A 19,755-nucleotide genomic window follows, 5' to 3' on the forward strand; every position below is an offset into this window, starting at 1 on the left:
TGTTTCAATGCCGCTTCTGGGGGTCGCATCCTACATGGATGCGTGGATTAAATATTGAACTTTTGAATCTTTGGATTGTTTAACATGAGGAATGCTCATGTGATATGGATAAGTGAACTTATTTTGATAGGACAATAATCCACGAAAAGGCCCCGCCCAACAAGTCAGGTGAGGCCTTTACAGTTATTTCTATCCAATCGTCCACTTCTCTAAATCACAAACAACTTTGCCATTTGAATAAAAGCTGATACTTTCGTCCTCAACATCGGGAAAATATCTCGCTGTAAACACTTCTTCTCCATCATTGACAAAAACCTCGATAGAAGAGGTATCGAGAAAGATCTGCAGCTTGCCAAGCTTGTCCAAATGACAAGCTCGTTGTTCAATAGTTCCATCTTTAAAGCTTTTTCGTTCCAAAATCAGCTGTTTCGAACCAGCATGATATACAAGGGCTGCGTTATTTCGCAAGCTGATTTTAAATGTTTCTGCTTCATGCTTCTTGAAGTTCAAGATCAGTTCAACTGACCTTCCGCCAACTTCTTCAAAAACAACATCACCGGATATTTCGGCTTCTAAAATGCTAACCTGCTGATTCCGAAGCAGATGCAGTTCTTCAACTGGCTGTTGGATGAGCTTATCGTTTTTCAACTTCAGTTCCCGCGGCAATGTCAAAGCATGAATCCACTGGTGGTCGACGGTCGGCTGAAAAGGTTCATTTTCATCAGTTATCCCCATCCAACCGTACATGATCCTTCTTCCTTTTCCATCGAGCATCGTCTGCGGTGCATAAAAATCAAAGCCTCGATCCAACTCCGTAAAAGAGCCATGTTGAAAAGCTGGTGCAGAATAGTCTAGGCTGCCAATAAAATAACCTGACTGAAACACATTATTGTATAAGTCTCCTTCCGGCTCAAGTCCTTGCGGAGAAACGAGAAGGACATCTTTCCCGTCTAATTCAAACAGATCTGGGCATTCCCACATATAGCCGAATTCACTTAATCCATTCAGGCCAGAACCCGCAATGATGCCAAGATGCTTCCATTCATAAAGGTCTTTGGACGAGAATAAGACGGCTGCGCCTTGTTCTGAAAGGGTTTGGGCGCCGAGAATCATGTACCACATATCATCTTTTTTCCAAACCTTTGGATCGCGAAAGTGTGCTGTGTACCCTTGCGGAAGCTCGATTACCGGCCCTTTTTTCTCAAAATGGATTCCGTCGCTTGAAACGGCCATACACTGGTAAGTTTGCCGCTGATCGTGTTCGTCTTTCACATTTCCCGTGTAAAATAAGAACAGTTTGCCATCATGCTCGATGGCACTGCCGGAATAGCAGCCGTTTTTTTCGTACCATTCACTGGGGGCTAGAGCAATTGGTTTTTCCCGCCAATGCACTAAATCCTTTGAAGTATAGTGGCCCCAATACTTGGCACCGTGCCCGACATCAAATGGATTCCATTGATAAAAAACGTGATAAACGCCTTTATAGTGAATAAGCCCATTTGGATCATTCAAAAGGCCAACAGGTGGCATGAGATGATAGATTAACCGATGTGGGTCACTCGCGACTGTCTCTTTAAGTCTGTCTATTTCTTCATATGCTTTTTCCATTAGTTCTTGCTCAGTCATTTTGAAGCTCCTTATGAATAAAGACAGGCATAAAATGGCCGCCTGTCTTTATTTTGTATTAGCCTTTTTGCTCGATTTCTTCCTTCATTTTATCTGTGTATCCGAACATCCATGTCAGTGCGAATGCGAGGCCGATGGCGATTAAGTTTACTAAAATGTACAGCAGTATTTGCCCGTTTAAGTACAACAAAGTACCCGGAATTACGGTAATCGCCATTCCTGTTGCTTTAAGGCCGAGTAGGGAGGACACAAGCCCGCCGGCAGCTCCGCCGATTAATCCCATGATAAACGGCTTGCCATAGCGCAAATTTACACCGAAAATGGCTGGTTCGGTAATTCCGAGGAAAGCTGATAAAGAAGACGGCAGGGCAAGAGCCTTTAATTTAGCAGATTTTGTTTTTAAACCAACCGCCAAAGCGGCTCCGCCTTGTGCTGCAACAGAACAAGTGATAATTGCGTTGTAAGGATTGTTTCCAAACTCTTCAAGCAGCTGAATTTCAAGTAAGTTAAAAATGTGATGGACACCGGTTACAACGATGAGCTGGTTTAAGCCTCCGATCAGCAACCCGCTAATTCCGAGTGGCCAGGAGAGAACTGCAACGGTACCGTCCAAAATAATGTTTTCCAGACTATGAAAAATTGGTCCAATCATAAATAAGGCCAGTGTAATCATGATCAGTAATGTTAAAAATGGTGTGACGATCAAATCCAAAGCTTCAGGGACCCGTTTGCGGATTTGCCTCTCCAGCTTTGCGCCGATAATCCCTGCGATAAAGGCAGGAAGGACTGAGCCCTGGTAACCAACTACCGGAATAAATCCAAAAAATTCAAGTGGCTGCACGTCACCGCCAGCTACTCCCCATGCATTTGGCAGTGCTGGGCTGACAAGCATCAAACCCAAAATAAGTCCAATTGTCGGTGTTCCGCCAAATACTCTGAACGTCGACCATGCGACAAGAGCAGGCAGGAAGATAAACGCAGTATCCGTTAATATTTGCGTAAATAGAATAAAATTCTCGGAAATATCATCAGGTGTCATTCCAAATAAAGCCAGTATTTCTTCCTGAAGAACAAGGCCGCGAAGCCCCATGAATAAACCGGTTGCGACAAGGGCAGGAATGATCGGCACGAACACATCGCCGAAGGAACGGATTGCCCGCTGAAGGAAGGTGCCGCTTTTCGCTGCTTCTTTAGCCTGTTCAGCTTTAGACGACCCTTCCAAACCAAGGCTTGTTACCTCTTCATAGATGCGGTTAACGGTTCCGGTTCCAAAAATAACCTGGTACTGGCCTGAGTTAAAGAATGCGCCTTTAACTTTATTAATGTTTTCTACCTTTGACTGGTCAATCTTTTCTTTGTCATTGACCATGAGTCGTAAACGAGTAGCACAGTGGGCAACCGAGACAATATTTTCTTCTCCACCGATAGCTTGAATAAGCTCCTCAGCGATTTTACGGTTTTCTGACATTTTGTTCACCTCAATTAAATTTTGTGGAATCGATTACACATCGAAGTAAAAAATATGTAATCGATCGAAGTTGATTAGCTATGGAACCGATTACACACCCTATTATATACTGTTTCTTTTAATAATTCGATAGTTTAACACGATTTTTTTTTCTTTTTCTTCTCCGGGCCTGTTAATTTTATTTAAAATCTGCCGTGCCGCTTCTTCCCCGGCTCTTTCATAGTTAAAATCCATTGTGGTTAAGGAAGGCGAAACGTATTTGGACATCTCGGAGGCACCCATTCCCGCTACTGCAATATTTTCCGGGATGCGGTAACCAGATTCCTTTAAGTATTGCATCGCACCAACAGCCAATCTATCCGTAACTGCCAGCACGGCAGTTGGTCGTTCCGTTGCTTTTTCCAAAATTGTTTTCATTGCCTTATAACCTGACTCAACGTCAAAAATACCTGTTTGCTGCCAGTCATCCACGATTGGCAGATCGTGTTCCTTTAAAGCAGCCAGGTAACCATCCTTGCGGGAATGCCCCACCGATCGGTCCGCCGGGTCTACACCGATAAAAGCAATTTTTTGATGTCCTCGATTGATCAGCAATTCTGCCATTTCTTTGGCCGCATAAAAATCGTCGAAGACTACAGTAGATACATCTGGTATTTCCTGTCCGACTGCGACAAATGGAATATTCAGGTTCTCTATTTCTTTAAGCAGTTCATCATTTATATTCGTCGCGGAAAGGATTACACCATCAACATTTCGGCTTTTCAGCAGCTTTAAGTATTCAATTTCTTTTTCGGGCTCAAGATTCGTATTGGTAAGAAGGATTTGATAGCCCTCATCTGCAAGGATTTTATCTATGCCATCCACAAGCCTGCTTGCTGTTTCAGTACTGATTTTCGGCAGCACGACTCCAACCACTTTCGTTTTTTTTGTGCGCAGTGATTTGGCATATTCGTTTGGAACATAACCAGTTTCCTCGATAACCGCAAGGACCCGCTTCCGGGCCTCCTCGCTAACATAACCCGATCTATTCAATACCCGGGAGACTGTTGTCCGGGACACGCCGGCCTGCTCTGCAATAGCATTAATTGTAATCAAAAAAAATCCCCCTAAGAAAGAATTATTCAGATTTTATTGTATAAAAGATTTCCTTCTTTTTAAATGGTTTATCGTGCGAAAGTCATTGTCTATTTCTGGACTGTACAACAATAACCGCAGCCTTAAACCAGCCTAATTGCTGTAAAAGCAGCGGTCACTTCGTAAAAATAGAATCATATTTTTCTAGTGCTCAATAAAATATCTTTTTCTCGGCTTTGCAGGATAGAAAACAATGGATGGCTGTGTGATGCGAATATCAGCAAAACCTTCAATTGTTTGCACCGCACGCTGGTCCGTAAATCTCTCCATATTCACTATATTTAATGCGCCTGTTGAGCAAGCTTCAACGCAGGCAGGGGGAAGGCCTTTATCCTGGCGGGGATAACACATTTGGCATTTGCTTACTTTTTGCCTCTCATAATCAAACTGCGGTGCACAATAAGGGCAAGCAGATACACATAAACCGCAGCCATTGCAAAGGTTTGAATCGATTAGGACAATCCCGTCATGGCGTTTCGCAAACGCGTTTTCAGGACACACTCTGAAGCACTCGGGGCTGTTGCAATGATTGCATGAAATGGAAAGATGGACCTCCTTTGAAAGCTTTGAAACTTTCCGCCAGCGTATCGACCCGTCAGTATGGTTTTCATTTCGACAGGCAATTTCGCAAGCTTTACATCCCAAACAAATATCTGCATTAAAAACAAATCCAATTTGTTTATTCATATGTCTCATCCCATCTCATAACATCCACATGGCTATCATAAAAATTCGAACTGGATTGACTCCTGACCGCCGGAAGATGATTAACGATTAGTTGGTTAATTGAGTTATCGCTGGTTTGATTGACACGGACAATACCGATAGGGAGGTATGGATTTAAGGTGGCTTTCGCTTTTACCGAACCATACTTATTATAAACAGATACGAAAGTTCCTTCTTTGATGCCTTTTTCGAATGCAGCTTCGTCGTTGATCTCAACAATCGTTTCTTCCGGCTCCGGGTTTAACCAGGTTAATGACTCATATTGCGAATGAATTTTCAGCAAAGATTGCGGTGATAAAAGCCTGAATGGATAAGAGCAATCTTCGTCAGATTGATACTCGGATGGCCGGGAAAATAAGTTACTTTCCAGATCAGGCGAATAAAAATAAAATCTTTCTTTTTTGGCTGGTACTTCATAATCTTTTTTTCGGAAATGCGGCGCTGCCAGCAAGTCTTCATAGCTGTTTAATGAATAGAGATCTTTAATATCTGGTGTCAGTTCCTTATTAATCCAGTCAACAGGTTCAAGTTCCGCAGGGAATGTTGAAAACCCGGGTGAAAGTTCATTTAGCTTTCTTGTTAATTCCCGGGCAATCTGCAGGTCACTTTTTGCCTCAAAGTAAGGCGAGATAGCCTTTTGATTAATGGATAACCAGTGATGCCAATAGCTTACATGAAGATCATCCTCTTCAAAATGGCTCGCAGCCGGCAAAACAAGGTCGGAATACTTAGCTGTCTTCGTCATATATAAGTCAACCGTGACAATTAATTCCAGCCTCTTAAATAGTTCTTCCCAATCTTTTATATTCAGGTCTTGTGAAAACGGGCTCCGGGAAGCAATCCACAAAAATTTTAAAGGCGGATCATCAAGATTATTCGCGCTTAAAGCAAAATCAATATTATTGATACAACGGGAAGCTTCAACATAAGGGTGTTTTTTTTCTGGATGATTCGATAGTGCCAATGGAAAATCGTCAATGTCATCATGCATAAAATACGCTCCGCCATTGGGTATGTCGAGATTCCCGGTCATCGCAACCAAAGAGTTAATGGCTTGAATGCTATCTCTGCCATTTTCATTGCGCTGCATGCCCAAACCGCTCCAGGTCGCAGCAGGTTTAATCGTGGCGTACAACCGTGCAAGCTCTTCTATTGCCTCCAATTTAATGCCTGTCTCCCGGCATACTGAGTCAAGTGCTATTCGAGTCATAACGTAATTTTTGAATTTTTTCCAGCCGACTGTGTTGCCCGGACTAAAATCCTCTGAACAGCTGCGTTGAATCAACAGCTTTGCGATTCCTAACGCAAGCAAAGCGTCTGTTCCAGGTTTAATTTGAATATAAAGATCCGCTTTGACGGCTGTTTCAGTTAAGATTGGATCAATGACGACTATCTTGGCACCCTTTTGCTTTGCTTGAAAAATAAATTTCATTTGGTGAATGTTCGTTGCAGCTGGATTAGCTCCCCAGATCACGATTAATTTTGCGCCTGCCATATGTTCTGGATTAGGGCTGACCACATGGCCAAAAGAGGCTTTTACTGCCTGAAGCCCGGATGATGCACAAATATTTCCGATCGGTTTTGTATGCGGGCCGATACTATTAAACATTCCTTCGACTGCATAATGAAGCATTCCTAAATTCCCGGAGAATTTATTGTAACCGGCTGCCAGGTTTGATCCATATCGGTTATATAGTTCAAGCAGTTTTTCAGCAATGATTGTGTATGCTTGATCCCAGGAGATTCTTTGCCAGTTCCCGGACCCGCGCGGCATTTGCAAAATCGGATATTTTAAGCGGGACGGATTATACACATATTGTGTGTATGCATATCCTTTGGCGCACAGTCTTCCCTGTGTATAACCGTGCTTCGGGTCACCGCTTACTTTTATTAGTTTTCCATTTTCGACGTATGACAAAATGCTGCATGTTCCAAAACAATTCCGCGGACAAGTATTGCGATAGATTGAAGTCTCCATTTCCACCACCATCCATTACAGTTTATGGAGTTGTTTAACCTTTAAAGCTGCTGCAATGTTCAATTTTGTGTTAATATCATCTATTTTTTGATCCAGTATTTCTTCAATTTTTTTAATCCGGTATCGTAACGTATTACGGTGCAGGAATAACGCTTCAGATGCTTTTTTCAGATCGTACTGGTTATTGGCAAATTGCTCGAGTGTATACATGAGTTCGCTTTCATTTACCTCATCGTATCTTTGCAATTTCCCTAATATATGATCATAAAATTCTTTTAGATCCTGCAAGTCATGCTTATATAACACTCTTGCAAGTCCAAGATCGACAAAGAAGGGGATGTCTATTTTCAACAGCAGTCCTAACTCAAACGCCACCTTTGCTTCCTGATAGCTTCTGAAAATCTCTTCCGGATTTAGATATATTTTTCCTACTCCGCAAGCCACTCTGTTTCCTAAATTAGTCTTATTGATCAACTCAAAAATATGAAGTATTAAATCAATCAGAGTCTTTCGGTTATCCAGCTCGTGTTTGTTGTCAGTTGGCAAGATAGCGATTACTTCGTTTCGTTTCGCAATCGTGGTCGGATTTATATGATGTTGATGTAACACTTTATCGACTACATATAAAAGAATATCCATTAATTGTTTATCTGTTGAATAATAATCGTAATCTTTTATCGAAAACACCAACACAACTAAAGGTTGATCAAGATCCCAGTTCCATATTTGTCCATAGGACAGAATATCTTCTTTTTTCTTGAAATTCCCGTAAAGCAAGTCAAACAAAAAAGCGTCCTTGAACCTAAGTGTTTCCTGTTTAATATCCATTTTTTTTCTTAATTCAAGCGCACATAAAGATGAAGCAAAGTGCATCAGCGATCTATACTCTTCTATATCCTGTATATTTGCCTCATGTAAGAGGATAAAAATATATCCAGTGATCTGGCTGCTATATGTAATGGAGCTTCCGACCGCTTCTGTATGGTAGTTCGCAGAAGAAATCACACAATGAAAAAAGGTCTGTTCTGAAGCCATGCCGGAAAGCGGTTTCATTTCGATTTCTATAGAACTGATAGCCTGATCATAGGCTGACGAGGAGATTACGTTATAGAATGGGTCCGTAATGATGACCGGGAATGATATTAGCATTGATAGTTTAGTTGAAATTCCGCTCAACCCGTCGCCAGAAGCGATCAGCAATTCCTGAATAAAATCAGGGATGTTATAACTCTCATTCATTCACCCACATTCCTTTCTAATAAGTCCAATGTACTATACATCATAGCTTAGACCTGTTTTAGGGAACAGTAATCAATGTCACAGGATATAAAAATCATTGTCAAACGGTACAAAAATCAGAAGTTAATTTTGTACTTTGCGGCCGTATAAATCTCTTTTTATTCATTTTATAATAAAAGCAAGTAAGTTAATGTGAATAAATTCACATGTTTGCGGAATAGTTCTTTTTTATCAGGAGTAAACCAACAATAAGTTAATTGTCCAGTTCAAAATAAATGAAAAAGGAAGTGCCTTATGCTGAGGAAAATCACGAAAGACAACCTTGGAACGGTAAAAAATAAATCCTTCCTAAAATATGCACAAATATACACAAATATAGAAACCGAGACTATTAAAGCGATAGAATCATTCGGATTGCCGCTTCAGCAACGAGAGTTCAATAAAGACAGAGGAAAGAAATTAACACAATTGCGGGCAGCCGGGGCAATCCTGCGCAATAACGATAAAAGTATTGCGACAGGCCGGATTTCCAGTGCATGCGAAGCTTGCCAAACTGGTGAAGGAAGCTATACGTCTTTTATTTCGTTAAAATGCCATCGAAATTGTTATTTCTGTTTTAACCCGAACCAGGAGGACTATACGTTTTATACAGATCGACAAAAAGATATTAACAAAGAGCTGCTCGAATTACTGGAGAACGGTGTTGAACTCAAGCATTTAGCACTTACTGGAGGAGAGCCTTTACTTTTTAAAGAAGAAGCGATTGCTTTTTTTGAACTGGCCAATGAGAAAACGCCGCAGACGTATACAAGATTATATACAGCCGGAGATTTGCTGGATGTGGGTACTTTTGAACGACTAAAACAAGCAAATTTGAGTGAAATCCGCTTCAGCATTAAGATGGAGGATTCCGTCCAAAAGAGAAAGCATATTCTTGGGAAAATCGCCATGGCAAAAGAATATATACCTTATGTTTTGGTCGAAATGCCTGTTATTCCCGGTACGCTCGAGGAAATGAAAACACTCATTTTGCAATTGGAGGAAATCGGGATTTACGGAATCAATTTATTGGAGTTTTGTTTTCCGCTTGGGAATGCTCAAGCATTTAAAGACAGGGGATTTATATTGAAAAACCCGCCATATGAAGTGTATTACAACTATTGGTATGCAGGCGGGCTGGCTGTCGCTGAAAGTGAGGAAATGTGTTTAGAACTGCTGGAGTTCTCTTTAAAAGAAAAATTGAATCTCAGTGTTCATTACTGTTCTCTTGAGAATAAACATACAGGCCAAATCTATCAGCAAAATTCCGATCACAAACCTCTTGATGAAAGTTACCTATTTTCGAACCAAGACTATTTCTTAAAAACAGCGAAAGTGTTTGGAAAAGATAAACGAAAAGTGCTTCCCGCTTTAGCTCAACGCAAAATTTTTCATATTGAGAATAGCGAACATGATTTTGTTCAATTTCCAATCGAGGCAATCGAACGTGTAGGAAAAATCAATATAGAAATAGCCATTTCTTCAAATGTTGTTGAGCATGTCGATGGTGAGTCTGTTATACGCGAAGTAAGCGTTGAATGGACAACACCTGGTTTATTTCAATTGGACGATATTGTCGGTCCGGTCGAACAAGGAGGAGAAATAAGATGAATACAACTATCAACCTGCCAGACTTATCGAATATTTTTTACGCAAGACAATATGCTTACGATATATTAAGGAGATTTTTTATCGAAGAACCTTCAAGGGATTATCTCAAACACTTTGTCCAACAAAATATGATCCATCTATTCCCGTTCCTTGAGGAATCAGAAGACCTTAAGGAAGGGATTGATCTTGTCACGAATTATTTGAAAGAATTCGATGTTGTAAACAATGAAGATCACTTCGACAATTTACATTGGGATTATACAAGAATGTTCATAGGACCATACGAGGTACCGGCCCCGCCATGGGAATCGGTGTACGTAAGAAAAGACCGTATGATTTTTCAGGAGTGTACGATGGATGTACGAAAGTCATATAACAAGTTCGGGTTTGCAGCGAGTGATGACAGTATTGAAGCTGACGATCATATTGGGCTCGAATTGGATTTTGTTTATCACCTTAACGAACTATGTATCGATTCGGCAAATAAAAAAAGCGTTCATTCTATAAATGAAGTGAACTACTTACTAAATGAACAGCAGCAATTTATCAAAAAACATTTATCAGCCTTTGTGCCCGCGTTCAGCCAAAAAGTGATCGATAGCGCAGACAGTCAGTTTTATAGCGGGCTTGCCAGAATATTGAACCATTATATAAAAGCGGATTCACAAGTTCTCCACGAGCTTTTGAATATAGATTTTGTCAATTAATTTCAGTTTGAAAGGAGTATTACGATGTTCGATCTATTAAAAAAAGCGGAAGAATTTAAGATGTCGAGACGATCTTTCATCGGCTGGTCTTCTGCGATAGCAGCAACCGCTGCAGTGCCTGTAGCACGAGGATTGGTTGCTAAAGCAGAAGAAAACAGTAATTCGGAAAGCAGCAGCAATGAAGAAATTTGGAAGTCTGCTGCTTGCTGGCACAATTGCGGCGGCCGCTGCGTGAATAAAGTTCTTGTCAAAGACGGAGTCGTTGTCCGCCAGAAAACGGATGACACACACCCGGACAGTCCTGATTACCCGCAGCAAAGGGGTTGTATAAGAGGCCGTTCACAAAGGCAGCAAGTATTTGGTGCAGACCGCTTAAAGTATCCGATGAAAAGAAAAAATTGGGCGCCAGGCGGCGGCAACAAGGAGTTGCGGGGGAAAGACCAATGGGTCCGGATCTCATGGGATGAAGCATTGGATATCGTCTCAAGTGAAATTAGCAGGATATCCAAAAAATATGGAAATGAAGCGATCTGGGCAACAGGTGCTGGAGAAATCTCAAAAGTAATGGCGGTTAACGGTGGTTGCACTACTGACTATGGTACTACCTCATGGGGTGCCTGGAAAGATGCCTCAACAATGATGGGAATGGCTGAAGGATGGATTGATGTAGGTATAAACGATCGATTGGATTTACGCAATTCGCAATTAATTGTGTTATGGGGAGAAAATCCAGCCTGGAGCAGTCCGGGAAGTCCAACCTATAACTTCTTGCAAGCGAAAAAAGCGGGTGCCCGTTTTATTTCGATAGATCCAAAGTATACTGATTCTGCTCAAGTGCTCGAAGCAGAGTGGGTACCGGTTCGGCCCGGAACAGACCATGCATTGGCGTTAGCGATGATGTACACATTGCTGGATGAAGATAATTCTGCGACAAACTCACTGATTGATTGGGACTTTTTGAACCGATATACGGTTGGATTTGATCAAGATCATATGCCGCAAGGTGCTGATCCAAAAGATAATTTTAAAGACTATCTGCTGGGAACATATGATCATATGCCAAAAACACCGGAATGGGCTGCTGAAATATGCGGTGTGCAACCTGAAAAAATTCGTGATCTAGCCAGGCAGGTTGGCTCAACGAACCGTGTAGCACTTTTGACAGGCTGGGGCCCGGCGCGAATAAATGATGGAGAAGGATGGGTTCAAGCCTTTTCAACGCTGGGACTCATGACTGGACAGCTTGGACGGCCGGGACAAATGACTGGAGTTAGCTGCCACAGAGCAGCCGGAAATGGCGGTCCGTGGTTGGTAAAAGGTGGTATGGCCGGTTTGCCAACTCCAAAGAATCCTGTCAAAAATTCGATTAATCATAATGAAATATTTACAGCCGTTCTTGATGGAAAATACCTGCAAAAGGGTGAGGGAGAAAAACAAGCCAACATTCAGCTGATTTATCATCAAAATAACGCAACTTTACAAACACGCGGGGCGATCAAAAAAGGAATAGAAGCACACCGTAAAGTGGAGTTTGTTGTTAGCCACGCATACGTTTTGAATACAAATGCCAAGTATTCCGATGTTGTTTTGCCTGTCACGACTGAATGGGAAAGAGAAGGCGGTATGCTCGAGGGGAACCGTGAAATATTTATTGTCTATACAAAGATCGTTGATCCACTTTACGAGGCGAAAAGTGATTCTCTGATCGCAGAAGAACTTATGAAGAAGCTCGGTAAGGATCCTAAAGAGCTGTATCCTTTTGATGAAAAGCAGGCATTTTTTAATAAACTGGCAACAAGTACGGTAATTGCAGCCAGTGGAACAGGCTATGAACCGCTTGTCACGATTACAGATCAGGATATTAAAGAATGGAAGGTTCAAGGTAAACCTCAACAGGGCAGGATTATGCTGAAAGAATTTTTGGAAAAAGGCGTCTATCAGGTCGAGAGGAAACCAGGCGACAATTTCGGGCATATCGCCTATAAGAAATTTATTGATGACCCGACTGGCAGCCCTTTAAAAACGAAGAGCGGAAAGTTCGAAATTTACTGCAGTACCATTAATGAAGCGTCAAAAGGGTTGTGGACAGAAATTTCCCCAATTCCAAAATACACAGCAAAAACAAAAGGATACGAAGATACCTTTGCAGATTGGGAGAGTAAAAAGAAAGGAAAATATCCTTTCCAGGTTTACAACCCGCATTATTTAAGGCGGTCACACAGCACTTTTGATAATGTTCCATGGCTTCGGGAAGCCTGGCCAAATCCAGTTTATATCAACAAAAGTGATGCCAAGCTTAAAGGCATTAAGGATGGAGACACTGTATTATTATCCAGTGAGTTCGGAAAAACACTTAGACCTGCATCATTAACGGAAACTTTAATGCCTGGTGTCATTGCTTTGCCGCATGGTGCATGGGTGGAAATGGACGAGAAGGAAGAAGTCGATAAAGCCGGAGCGGATAATATGTTAACAGGTCCTATTCCGACAGGTTTAGGGACATCCGGCTGGAACACAGCGATTTGTGATATGGAGAAATGGGAAGGTGAACCACTTGAAGCAGATGACAAGTGGAAACAAAGGGTTCTTTTCTGAGGAGGTATAGTAAACCATGGCTCAAATGGGTTTTTACATCAATATGGCTATTTGCATTGGCTGTAAGACATGTGTTGTTGCATGTAAAGATAAAAATGATCTTGAAGTCGGAAGGAATTATCGAAGAGTATATGATTTTGAAGAAGGCAAATATCCGAATCCGGCTATCTCTCATTTATCGATCTCTTGCAACCATTGTGAAGAACCTAAATGTGTAGAGGGTTGTCCGACGGGCGCAATGTATAAGCGAGCAGAGGATGGCGTTGTATTAGTAGACCACGATAAATGTGTCGGCTGCAAGTATTGCCAATGGAATTGCCCTTACAGCGGCCCGCAATATAATGAAGAACTAGGTAAAATGACGAAATGTGATACATGTATTGATTTGCGTGAAAAAGGGGAGGAACCAGCTTGCGTCACTTCCTGTCCAATGCGTGCTATCGAAGTGGGTCCAATCGAAGAACTTCGCAAGAAATACGGAAATGTAAATGAAGTGAAAGAAATGCCTAGTGCATCAATTACGCATCCAAATATTGTGATTACTCCACACAAATATGCAAATTAAAGGAGGTCTGTTACCATGCATGAATGGGCGTTATTAATCTTTACAGTGTGTATGCAGGCTGCCATCGGCGGCATGCTCGTGCTGTCGTTGTTCTATCGGAAACTATCAAAATCGGGCTCGGAAAAAACGTTTGCGATGATGAGAACTTCTCTGCTTGCGATCGTGGGGTTATCGATCATCGGTCTCACGGCATCATTCGCCCACCTGGGTGCACCAAGCAATGCCTTCAATACGATCAGGCACTTGGGCTCCTCGTGGATGAGCCGCGAAATATTGGCGACCGGACTGTTTATTGGCACGGCTTGTGTCACAACCGGCCTGGCGTTTGTCCAGAAGAAGGTGAATCCGTGGCTATTGCTCGTTTCGTCACTGATTGGTTTGGTTGATATTTACTGCATGGCTGCGATCTACGCCAATACACTGGTCAGCGGCTGGCATTCGATTAACACCTTTACTTCCTTTTATGGCACGGCATTTGTGCTCGGACCGGTATTGGCGGCTAGCTTTATCGCACCGTTATTACGGAACAAGCAGAGTGAAGCGGAAGCTAAGGGCCTTGTTAAGTATGCCTTTTACATGGCGATATTCGGTATTGCCGTCCAAATCGTCGGAGTTGCCCTGTTTTCATCGGCTATGCCTGAAGTGAATATGATCAGCGGAACGAACGCAATGACCGGTTTGGAAGCGTATCAAGGCACAGTAGCTCTGCGCTGGATTATTGAAGTTATGGGAGTCGGCGTATTGGGATACTTGTCAATGGCGAACAGGAAAGTGTCTTTATCTTTTGCTTATGTGGCGCTCGCCGCACTGGTTTTCGCTGAAGGCATGAGCAGATATGTATTTTATGTTTTAGGTTCCTGATTTTCAAAATGAAGTTCTTTGAATGTGCAATCTTCTAGGGGGGTTAAAGTGATGGGTTTATTCAGTAAATGGGCAGAGAGTCTGGATTACGAATATGAAATATTAAAAACGTGCACCCGTCATCAAAGCCCCCGATCAAAATGTGAAAAGTGCCTGGATTCCTGCGATATTGATGCGATCTCAATTGTTAAAGGCGTTCCTGTTATTAATAATGAGGAGTGTATAGAATGCGGGAAATGCATGGCTGCTTGTCCTGTCCAGGCAGTTGCAGGCATTTTCCCGAAAAGGACAGTGATTCAAAATCAGCTTGTAATTACAGATGACGATATACCTACAGTAATGGAACTCCTCGTCTACTATAAAAAAGGTATAAGAGCAATTGTCTGTGAACAAGAAAAATTGAATGAAAACTTGGAAAAAACAATCGATGAAGTGAATAGCGTCTTGCAGGAATTAGGTGAGTCCGCTTTTTCAGTTATTTTTCAAAAAGGCGGGGGCTCAACAGATACATCATGTACAAGAAGAGATTTGTTTATTGGCTGGAAACAAGAAACTCATTCTTGGATGAAGCAAATGACACCGGCTAAATGGCGGTTTAATCAAACTGACTTAGAATTGGCGAAACATTATCCAAACCATCAATTTTCCGAGATTAAATTGGACATTAGCAAATGTACTTTATGTAGGGCATGCCAGGTTCTTTGCAATAAAAACTGTTTGACTGTAACGGAAACTGACTTTTCTATTTCTGCTCAACGATGCTCATCTTGCCGCTTATGTGAGGATATATGTCCTGAAAAAGCAATCTTTGTTGAAGAAAGAATTTCACGACATAAAACAATAGAGCATCCTGTGTATACGAAAGTCTGTACATCATGCAACAAAAGCTTTGAGACATTGTCTGCGAACTCTGAAACATGTGTAACATGTATAAAAAGAAAAGGATTTTTGGTGGCGAGATAATAATTGAATTGTAAATCATATTTTAGGAGTGGTCTTGATGTTATCAAACATTGGAATACCGGGATTAATATTGGTTTTAGTACTTGCTTTGATTATATTTGGTCCAAAGAAACTACCTGAAATTGGCCGGGCAATGGGGCAATCATTGAAGGAATTTAAAAATTCCACTAAAGGGATCATGGATGATGATAAAGAAAAAAAAGAGGAAAATGACATTAAGTCATAATATGAAGTAAAACTTTTTCGGATAAGGATGTGTTTTCTTTAGAATATGTCCTTTTTTTAAAAGATAAGCGTACTATGTCAAATAGTTTTTTTGGATTTTAGAGTAAGGCAAACACACCTATTCTAATTTAAATCCAAATTATGGATAAAAGAAGAGCAACTGACAGGAAGCTCTATGAAAGCTAACCACCAGTTCTCAAGTCTGAAGTAGTTATCCCCGTTTCAATACTGTAGGGATGCATTCTGGCGTGAGTACAATCTGTTGATTTCATTAACGTACAATTCGCATTTACAGGACGAGGTGGACGATGCTTAACTCCGAGGTCTTATAGCCTCCAGAAAGTCGTTCCGATCTTACCTCGACCTCAAAAGCAGTAGCAGCTTTATTTAAATGATATTAGACAACCTAATAGTGATTTAACAGATGCTAATAGGCAGGTATAGCTCAGTTTTTTATTCATTTCATGAAGCAAATTAAAACATTGTTGTTTTTTTGCCCGGTTTTTCTTTGTTTTCCCTAAATATATTCGGCCATTCCATTTTCCTTCAGCAGTTCGACGATTTCTTTGACAGACTGCGCTTTGTCCTTGGGACAGATTAATAGTGCATCCTCGGTGTCCGCAATGATGAAGCCGTCTACTCCTATTGTCGTGATTAGTCTGCCGTTTCCATATATGATCGAATTGCGTGTATCTATTCCCATGTGATTCGCTTTTATAATGTTGCCCGATTGATCCGGTGGGAAGATCGCGCCAAGCGCATCCCAGCTGCCGATATCATTCCAGCCAAATTGACCAGACAGAACAACGACTTCATCGGAGCGCTCAAGAATGCCGTAATCAATCGAAATGTTTTGAAGCGTCGGATAAATCTTATTAATGATTTCCTCTTCCTGCTCCGTACCCAGATAATCGCTGATTGGAAGCATCGTCTTATACAGCCGGGGCAGATAACGCTTGAAATTCTCAATAATAACGGATGTTTTCCAAATGAACATACCGCTATTCCACAAATAATTACCTGACGACAGATAGCCTTGCGCTTTCTGGAAGCTCGGTTTTTCTACAAATTCTGCTACTTCGTATACGGCCACAGGATTCGAAGCAATGGGCTCTTTATCAAAGGCGATATAGCCGTAGCCGGTAGAAGGGAATGTCGGTTTAGTTCCGATGGTTACGATTTTGTCCGTTTCCATCGCGACTGTACAGGCTTCGTCCAGCGTAATCCGGAATTGTTCTTCATCCGTTATATAATGATCGGAAGGCAATACGACCATTAAAGAATCACCGTGGGATTTTTCTATTGATAACGCCGCAAAAAGTATACTTGCAGCCGTGTTTCGCGCAACAGGCTCGATCAAAATGTTGCGTTTCGATACACTGCTATGCATGATACTCTCCAGCAATACAGCTTGAGAACGATTCGTCACGATTACTGTATTTTCCTGAGGGATAATGCCTTTGAATCGTTCGATGGTATCATTTAACATAATATCGTTTCCGCTAATATTTAGAAGCTGCTTCGGAATCTCTTGTCTGGACAGCGGCCAAAAGCGGGTTCCGCCCCCGCCCGCAAGGATAGTAGCAAATTTATTCATGATGCATCACCAAATGGGCAATAGAGAAGGAAATGATACTCTCTGAGCCTTGATTAAGGTTCAACCCCGTCGAATGGATGCCGTCATAACAAGCCCCGGTTTGAGGATCAATTAGAGGGGTTTTTAATGAATTATTTCCTAAATACCATTCATAGCATAAGGCTGCTTGCTTCAGATAAGCGGTGTCTTCGAGCACGATCGCAGCTTCCTTACAAGCAAGAAGCATTTCACATGCTTCAATCGGCTGTTCGTCATAGGGAACGGCCTTTCCGTCTCGCAGCAGCCAGCCGTGGCTGCCAATCGGCTTATAATATCCTTCTTCAGAGTAGGTTTTGGATGCTAGAAAATCCAAGCTTTCCTTGGCCGTGTCCCTCAAACTAACTTTATCTGTAATACGGAATGCTTTTAATAGTGCCCATGGAAGCATCGAGTTTCCGTAGGTAAGGCTGTCTTCAAACCAATTCCAACCATTCCCCTTATTGCGGGTATATTGATTGTGCAGTCGGACCGCCATATTTTCGATCAGATCGATAATGAATGCTCTGGGCAGAATTACCTTCTCATCTGCGGTGCTTGGCGTGTGGAGATATGGAAAGGAGTAAGTTAAAGCATTAGGCGTTTCTATCAGGTAACTTAGACCGATTATGGCATAGGCTTGAGCACGTGGAGATCCGAGCGCATCGATATGCGGTAATGCCTGATTGATTAAATAACGGCAGGTGTTTAGCAAATTATCGGGCAGGGAGGAGGAATGGGTGAGCGTGAATCCAAGCGCCCACAGCGTGCGTCCTTGACAATCCTCAGAGCCGCTATCCTCAACGAATGAACGGTTATAATCCATAAAGTTTCTAAAGTTTCCATCGGCATTCTGAGCGTGATGAATGAAGGAAATATAAGTATGAATCAGGTCCAACGTGACTGAATCTTTTTTGCTGCTATACAATAAAACGGCTGCGATTAATGCCCGTGCGTTATCATCTGTCGTATAGCCCATCGAGCGATCGGGAACTCCAAACTTGGTATGCTGAAAAATTCCTGTATCATCCGTTATCCTGCGCATATAATCGGACTTAAACTGTAGTATCGTTTGTACTCCCATCAAATCACACTCCTATTAGCTAACTCTGAAATCGTTATTTTCTCTTGGAATATTGTGGCATAGGTTTTCGCGATTTCGCTCCACAGCATGGTTCTTCCGAGTTCAAGTGTGCGATTTTCCATTTCTTTTATCATAGTAGGGTTGTCCAGTAATTGGAGGATGCAAGCTTCCAAGGAGGCAGAATCTCGGAAGTTTGCCAGTAAGCCCCTGCCCTCTGCCAGCATTTCCTCGGCATATCGGTAAGGAGTGGAAACTATGACCCTTCCATAACCGACTCCGTATGCCAAAGTGCCGCTAACGGCCTGATCCTTGCCTAAATAAGGAGTTATGTAGACGTCTGACATGACAAGCGATTGAATGACTTCTTCCTGCGTCAATAGCTTGTCGACGAAGAGAACGTTATGATTTAAATCGAATTCTTTCACAAGATCCATCAGCTTTTGTCTGTATACCTCGCCTGTTTCTTGTTTGACTACCGGATGTGTTTTCCCAAAAATGATATAGAGAGAATCCGGATGTTGTTTAACCACTTCGCGCATTGCCTCTATGCTATATTCAATTCCTTTGCCAGGACTTAGAAAGCCGAAGGTGGATAAAACTTTTCGATTCGCAAAGCCATATTGTTCTTTAAGCTTTGATCTTGATTCGGTTTTGACATAAGGCACGCCATGGTGAATGAAAGTGACTTTTGTGGCATCAATTCCATAAATAGAGATCAAATCCTTTACGCTAGACTTCGCCATCGTTACGACTTTAACACTTAGTTCCGCAACTCGATTCATGATGTGTCGCTGCTTGGCAGAAGGTTTAGTCAAGACGGTATGAAAAATGACGATATACGGAATACTCAGTCTCTCGACGAATGGAATCAAATACTCCCCGCTTTCTCCGCCATAAATACCGAATTCATGCTGGATAACGAGAAGATCAACGTCTGACAAGTCAAGATAATCAGCCGTATCTATATAATCCGACAGCTTGTACTGGTCAATTTCCCTCATCACCTGCTCCTGATAGTGGTAAGTTTCGTTGTTGTTGATTGCAATGATACGAGGTTTATTGAAGCCTTGAATGTGTTCGAATTCATCTAATAAATCTTGTGTAAATGTAGCAATGCCGCATTCTCGCGGCAGGCTGGTTCCTAGAAAAACGATATTCCGATTGTTGCTTGAATTTTTCATATAAAGAGCCTCCATAATTGTCGCGATTTTTGGGTAAAAAAAAGAAGATAAAGAAGTCTTTATTTTCTATAGGGAAAGTGGTATTTTATTTTCTGTAAATTCAAATTATTTCCTGTTCACACTATAACATGACCATTTTTT

Annotated in this window: 16 protein-coding genes; 7 read left to right on the forward strand and 9 right to left on the reverse strand. The window is 41.8% G+C overall.

Going from position 1 to position 19,755, the window contains the following annotated elements:
- Nucleotides 1–189: 189 nt before the first annotated feature.
- The 6 genes from CU635_RS00145 to CU635_RS00170 form a co-directional block, all read right to left on the reverse strand.
- The gene (locus CU635_RS00145) at nucleotides 190–1,626 is read right to left on the reverse strand and encodes a glycoside hydrolase family 32 protein (protein WP_180956595.1); all 1,437 of its coding nucleotides are present in this window, start codon (nucleotides 1,624–1,626) and stop codon (nucleotides 190–192) included.
- A 58-nt stretch (nucleotides 1,627–1,684) separates the two neighbouring features.
- Nucleotides 1,685–3,094, reverse strand: a complete 1,410-nt coding sequence (locus tag CU635_RS00150) for a sucrose-specific PTS transporter subunit IIBC (RefSeq protein ID WP_101575155.1) — start codon at nucleotides 3,092–3,094, stop codon at nucleotides 1,685–1,687.
- 102 nt (nucleotides 3,095–3,196) lie between these two features.
- The gene (locus CU635_RS00155) at nucleotides 3,197–4,189 is read right to left on the reverse strand and encodes a LacI family DNA-binding transcriptional regulator (protein WP_101575156.1); all 993 of its coding nucleotides are present in this window, start codon (nucleotides 4,187–4,189) and stop codon (nucleotides 3,197–3,199) included.
- Between the two features lie 183 nt (nucleotides 4,190–4,372).
- Complete coding sequence (locus CU635_RS00160) at nucleotides 4,373–4,915, reverse strand: 4Fe-4S dicluster domain-containing protein (RefSeq protein WP_101575157.1); 543 nt, start codon at nucleotides 4,913–4,915, stop codon at nucleotides 4,373–4,375.
- Nucleotides 4,908–6,932, reverse strand: a complete 2,025-nt coding sequence (locus CU635_RS00165; RefSeq protein WP_101575158.1) for a molybdopterin-dependent oxidoreductase — start codon at nucleotides 6,930–6,932, stop codon at nucleotides 4,908–4,910. Before CU635_RS00165 ends, CU635_RS00160 begins: the two co-directional genes overlap by 8 nt.
- Before the next feature lie 15 nt (nucleotides 6,933–6,947).
- Complete coding sequence (locus CU635_RS00170; protein WP_101575159.1) at nucleotides 6,948–8,171, reverse strand: PucR family transcriptional regulator; 1,224 nt, start codon at nucleotides 8,169–8,171, stop codon at nucleotides 6,948–6,950.
- 294 nt (nucleotides 8,172–8,465) lie between these two features.
- On the opposite strand from CU635_RS00170, the gene CU635_RS00175 reads away from it, so the two are divergent.
- Genes CU635_RS00175 through CU635_RS00205 form a run of 7 tightly spaced genes read left to right on the forward strand, consistent with a single transcriptional unit; the run spans nucleotide 8,466 to nucleotide 15,738 of the window.
- A complete protein-coding gene (locus CU635_RS00175; protein ID WP_101575160.1) occupies nucleotides 8,466–9,821 on the forward strand; it encodes a radical SAM protein in 1,356 nt (451 codons plus the stop codon).
- Entirely contained in the window at nucleotides 9,818–10,528 is a 711-nt protein-coding gene (locus tag CU635_RS00180; RefSeq protein ID WP_101575161.1) for a TorD/DmsD family molecular chaperone, read from the forward strand. The genes CU635_RS00175 and CU635_RS00180 overlap by 4 nt, the downstream gene beginning before the upstream one ends.
- A gap of 24 nt (nucleotides 10,529–10,552) precedes the next feature.
- Nucleotides 10,553–13,123 (forward strand): molybdopterin-dependent oxidoreductase, encoded by a 2,571-nt coding sequence (locus CU635_RS00185; RefSeq protein WP_101575162.1) that lies wholly within the window; start codon nucleotides 10,553–10,555, stop codon nucleotides 13,121–13,123.
- 16 nt (nucleotides 13,124–13,139) lie between these two features.
- Nucleotides 13,140–13,688, forward strand: coding sequence for a DMSO/selenate family reductase complex B subunit (locus CU635_RS00190; protein WP_101575163.1), 549 nt, complete (start codon nucleotides 13,140–13,142; stop codon nucleotides 13,686–13,688).
- A gap of 15 nt (nucleotides 13,689–13,703) precedes the next feature.
- A complete protein-coding gene (locus CU635_RS00195) occupies nucleotides 13,704–14,549 on the forward strand; it encodes a dimethyl sulfoxide reductase anchor subunit family protein (protein ID WP_101575164.1) in 846 nt (281 codons plus the stop codon).
- Between the two features lie 51 nt (nucleotides 14,550–14,600).
- On the forward strand, nucleotides 14,601–15,512 hold the full coding sequence (locus CU635_RS00200; RefSeq protein ID WP_101575165.1) for a 4Fe-4S dicluster domain-containing protein: 912 nt from the start codon (nucleotides 14,601–14,603) through the stop codon (nucleotides 15,510–15,512).
- Between the two features lie 37 nt (nucleotides 15,513–15,549).
- Nucleotides 15,550–15,738: a twin-arginine translocase TatA/TatE family subunit gene (locus tag CU635_RS00205; RefSeq protein ID WP_101575166.1), complete on the forward strand. Its 189-nt coding sequence runs from the start codon at nucleotides 15,550–15,552 to the stop codon at nucleotides 15,736–15,738.
- Between the two features lie 516 nt (nucleotides 15,739–16,254).
- On the opposite strand, the gene CU635_RS00210 is transcribed toward CU635_RS00205, so the two are convergent.
- Genes CU635_RS00210 through CU635_RS00220 form a run of 3 tightly spaced genes read right to left on the reverse strand, consistent with a single transcriptional unit; the run spans nucleotide 16,255 to nucleotide 19,614 of the window.
- Complete coding sequence (locus CU635_RS00210; RefSeq protein ID WP_101575167.1) at nucleotides 16,255–17,334, reverse strand: mannose-1-phosphate guanylyltransferase; 1,080 nt, start codon at nucleotides 17,332–17,334, stop codon at nucleotides 16,255–16,257.
- A complete protein-coding gene (locus CU635_RS00215; protein WP_101575168.1) occupies nucleotides 17,327–18,433 on the reverse strand; it encodes a glycosyltransferase in 1,107 nt (368 codons plus the stop codon). The genes CU635_RS00210 and CU635_RS00215 overlap by 8 nt, the downstream gene beginning before the upstream one ends.
- Nucleotides 18,433–19,614 carry a glycosyltransferase family 4 protein gene (locus tag CU635_RS00220; protein ID WP_101575169.1) on the reverse strand — a complete coding sequence of 394 codons (1,182 nt, stop codon included), beginning with the start codon at nucleotides 19,612–19,614 and terminating at the stop codon, nucleotides 18,433–18,435. Before CU635_RS00220 ends, CU635_RS00215 begins: the two co-directional genes overlap by 1 nt.
- Nucleotides 19,615–19,755: the final 141 nt, after the last annotated feature.

Origin of the sequence: Bacillus canaveralius, from assembly GCF_002860125.1 — a bacterium.
GTDB classification, from domain to species: Bacteria; Bacillota; Bacilli; order Bacillales; family Cytobacillaceae; genus Bacillus_BJ; species Bacillus_BJ canaveralius.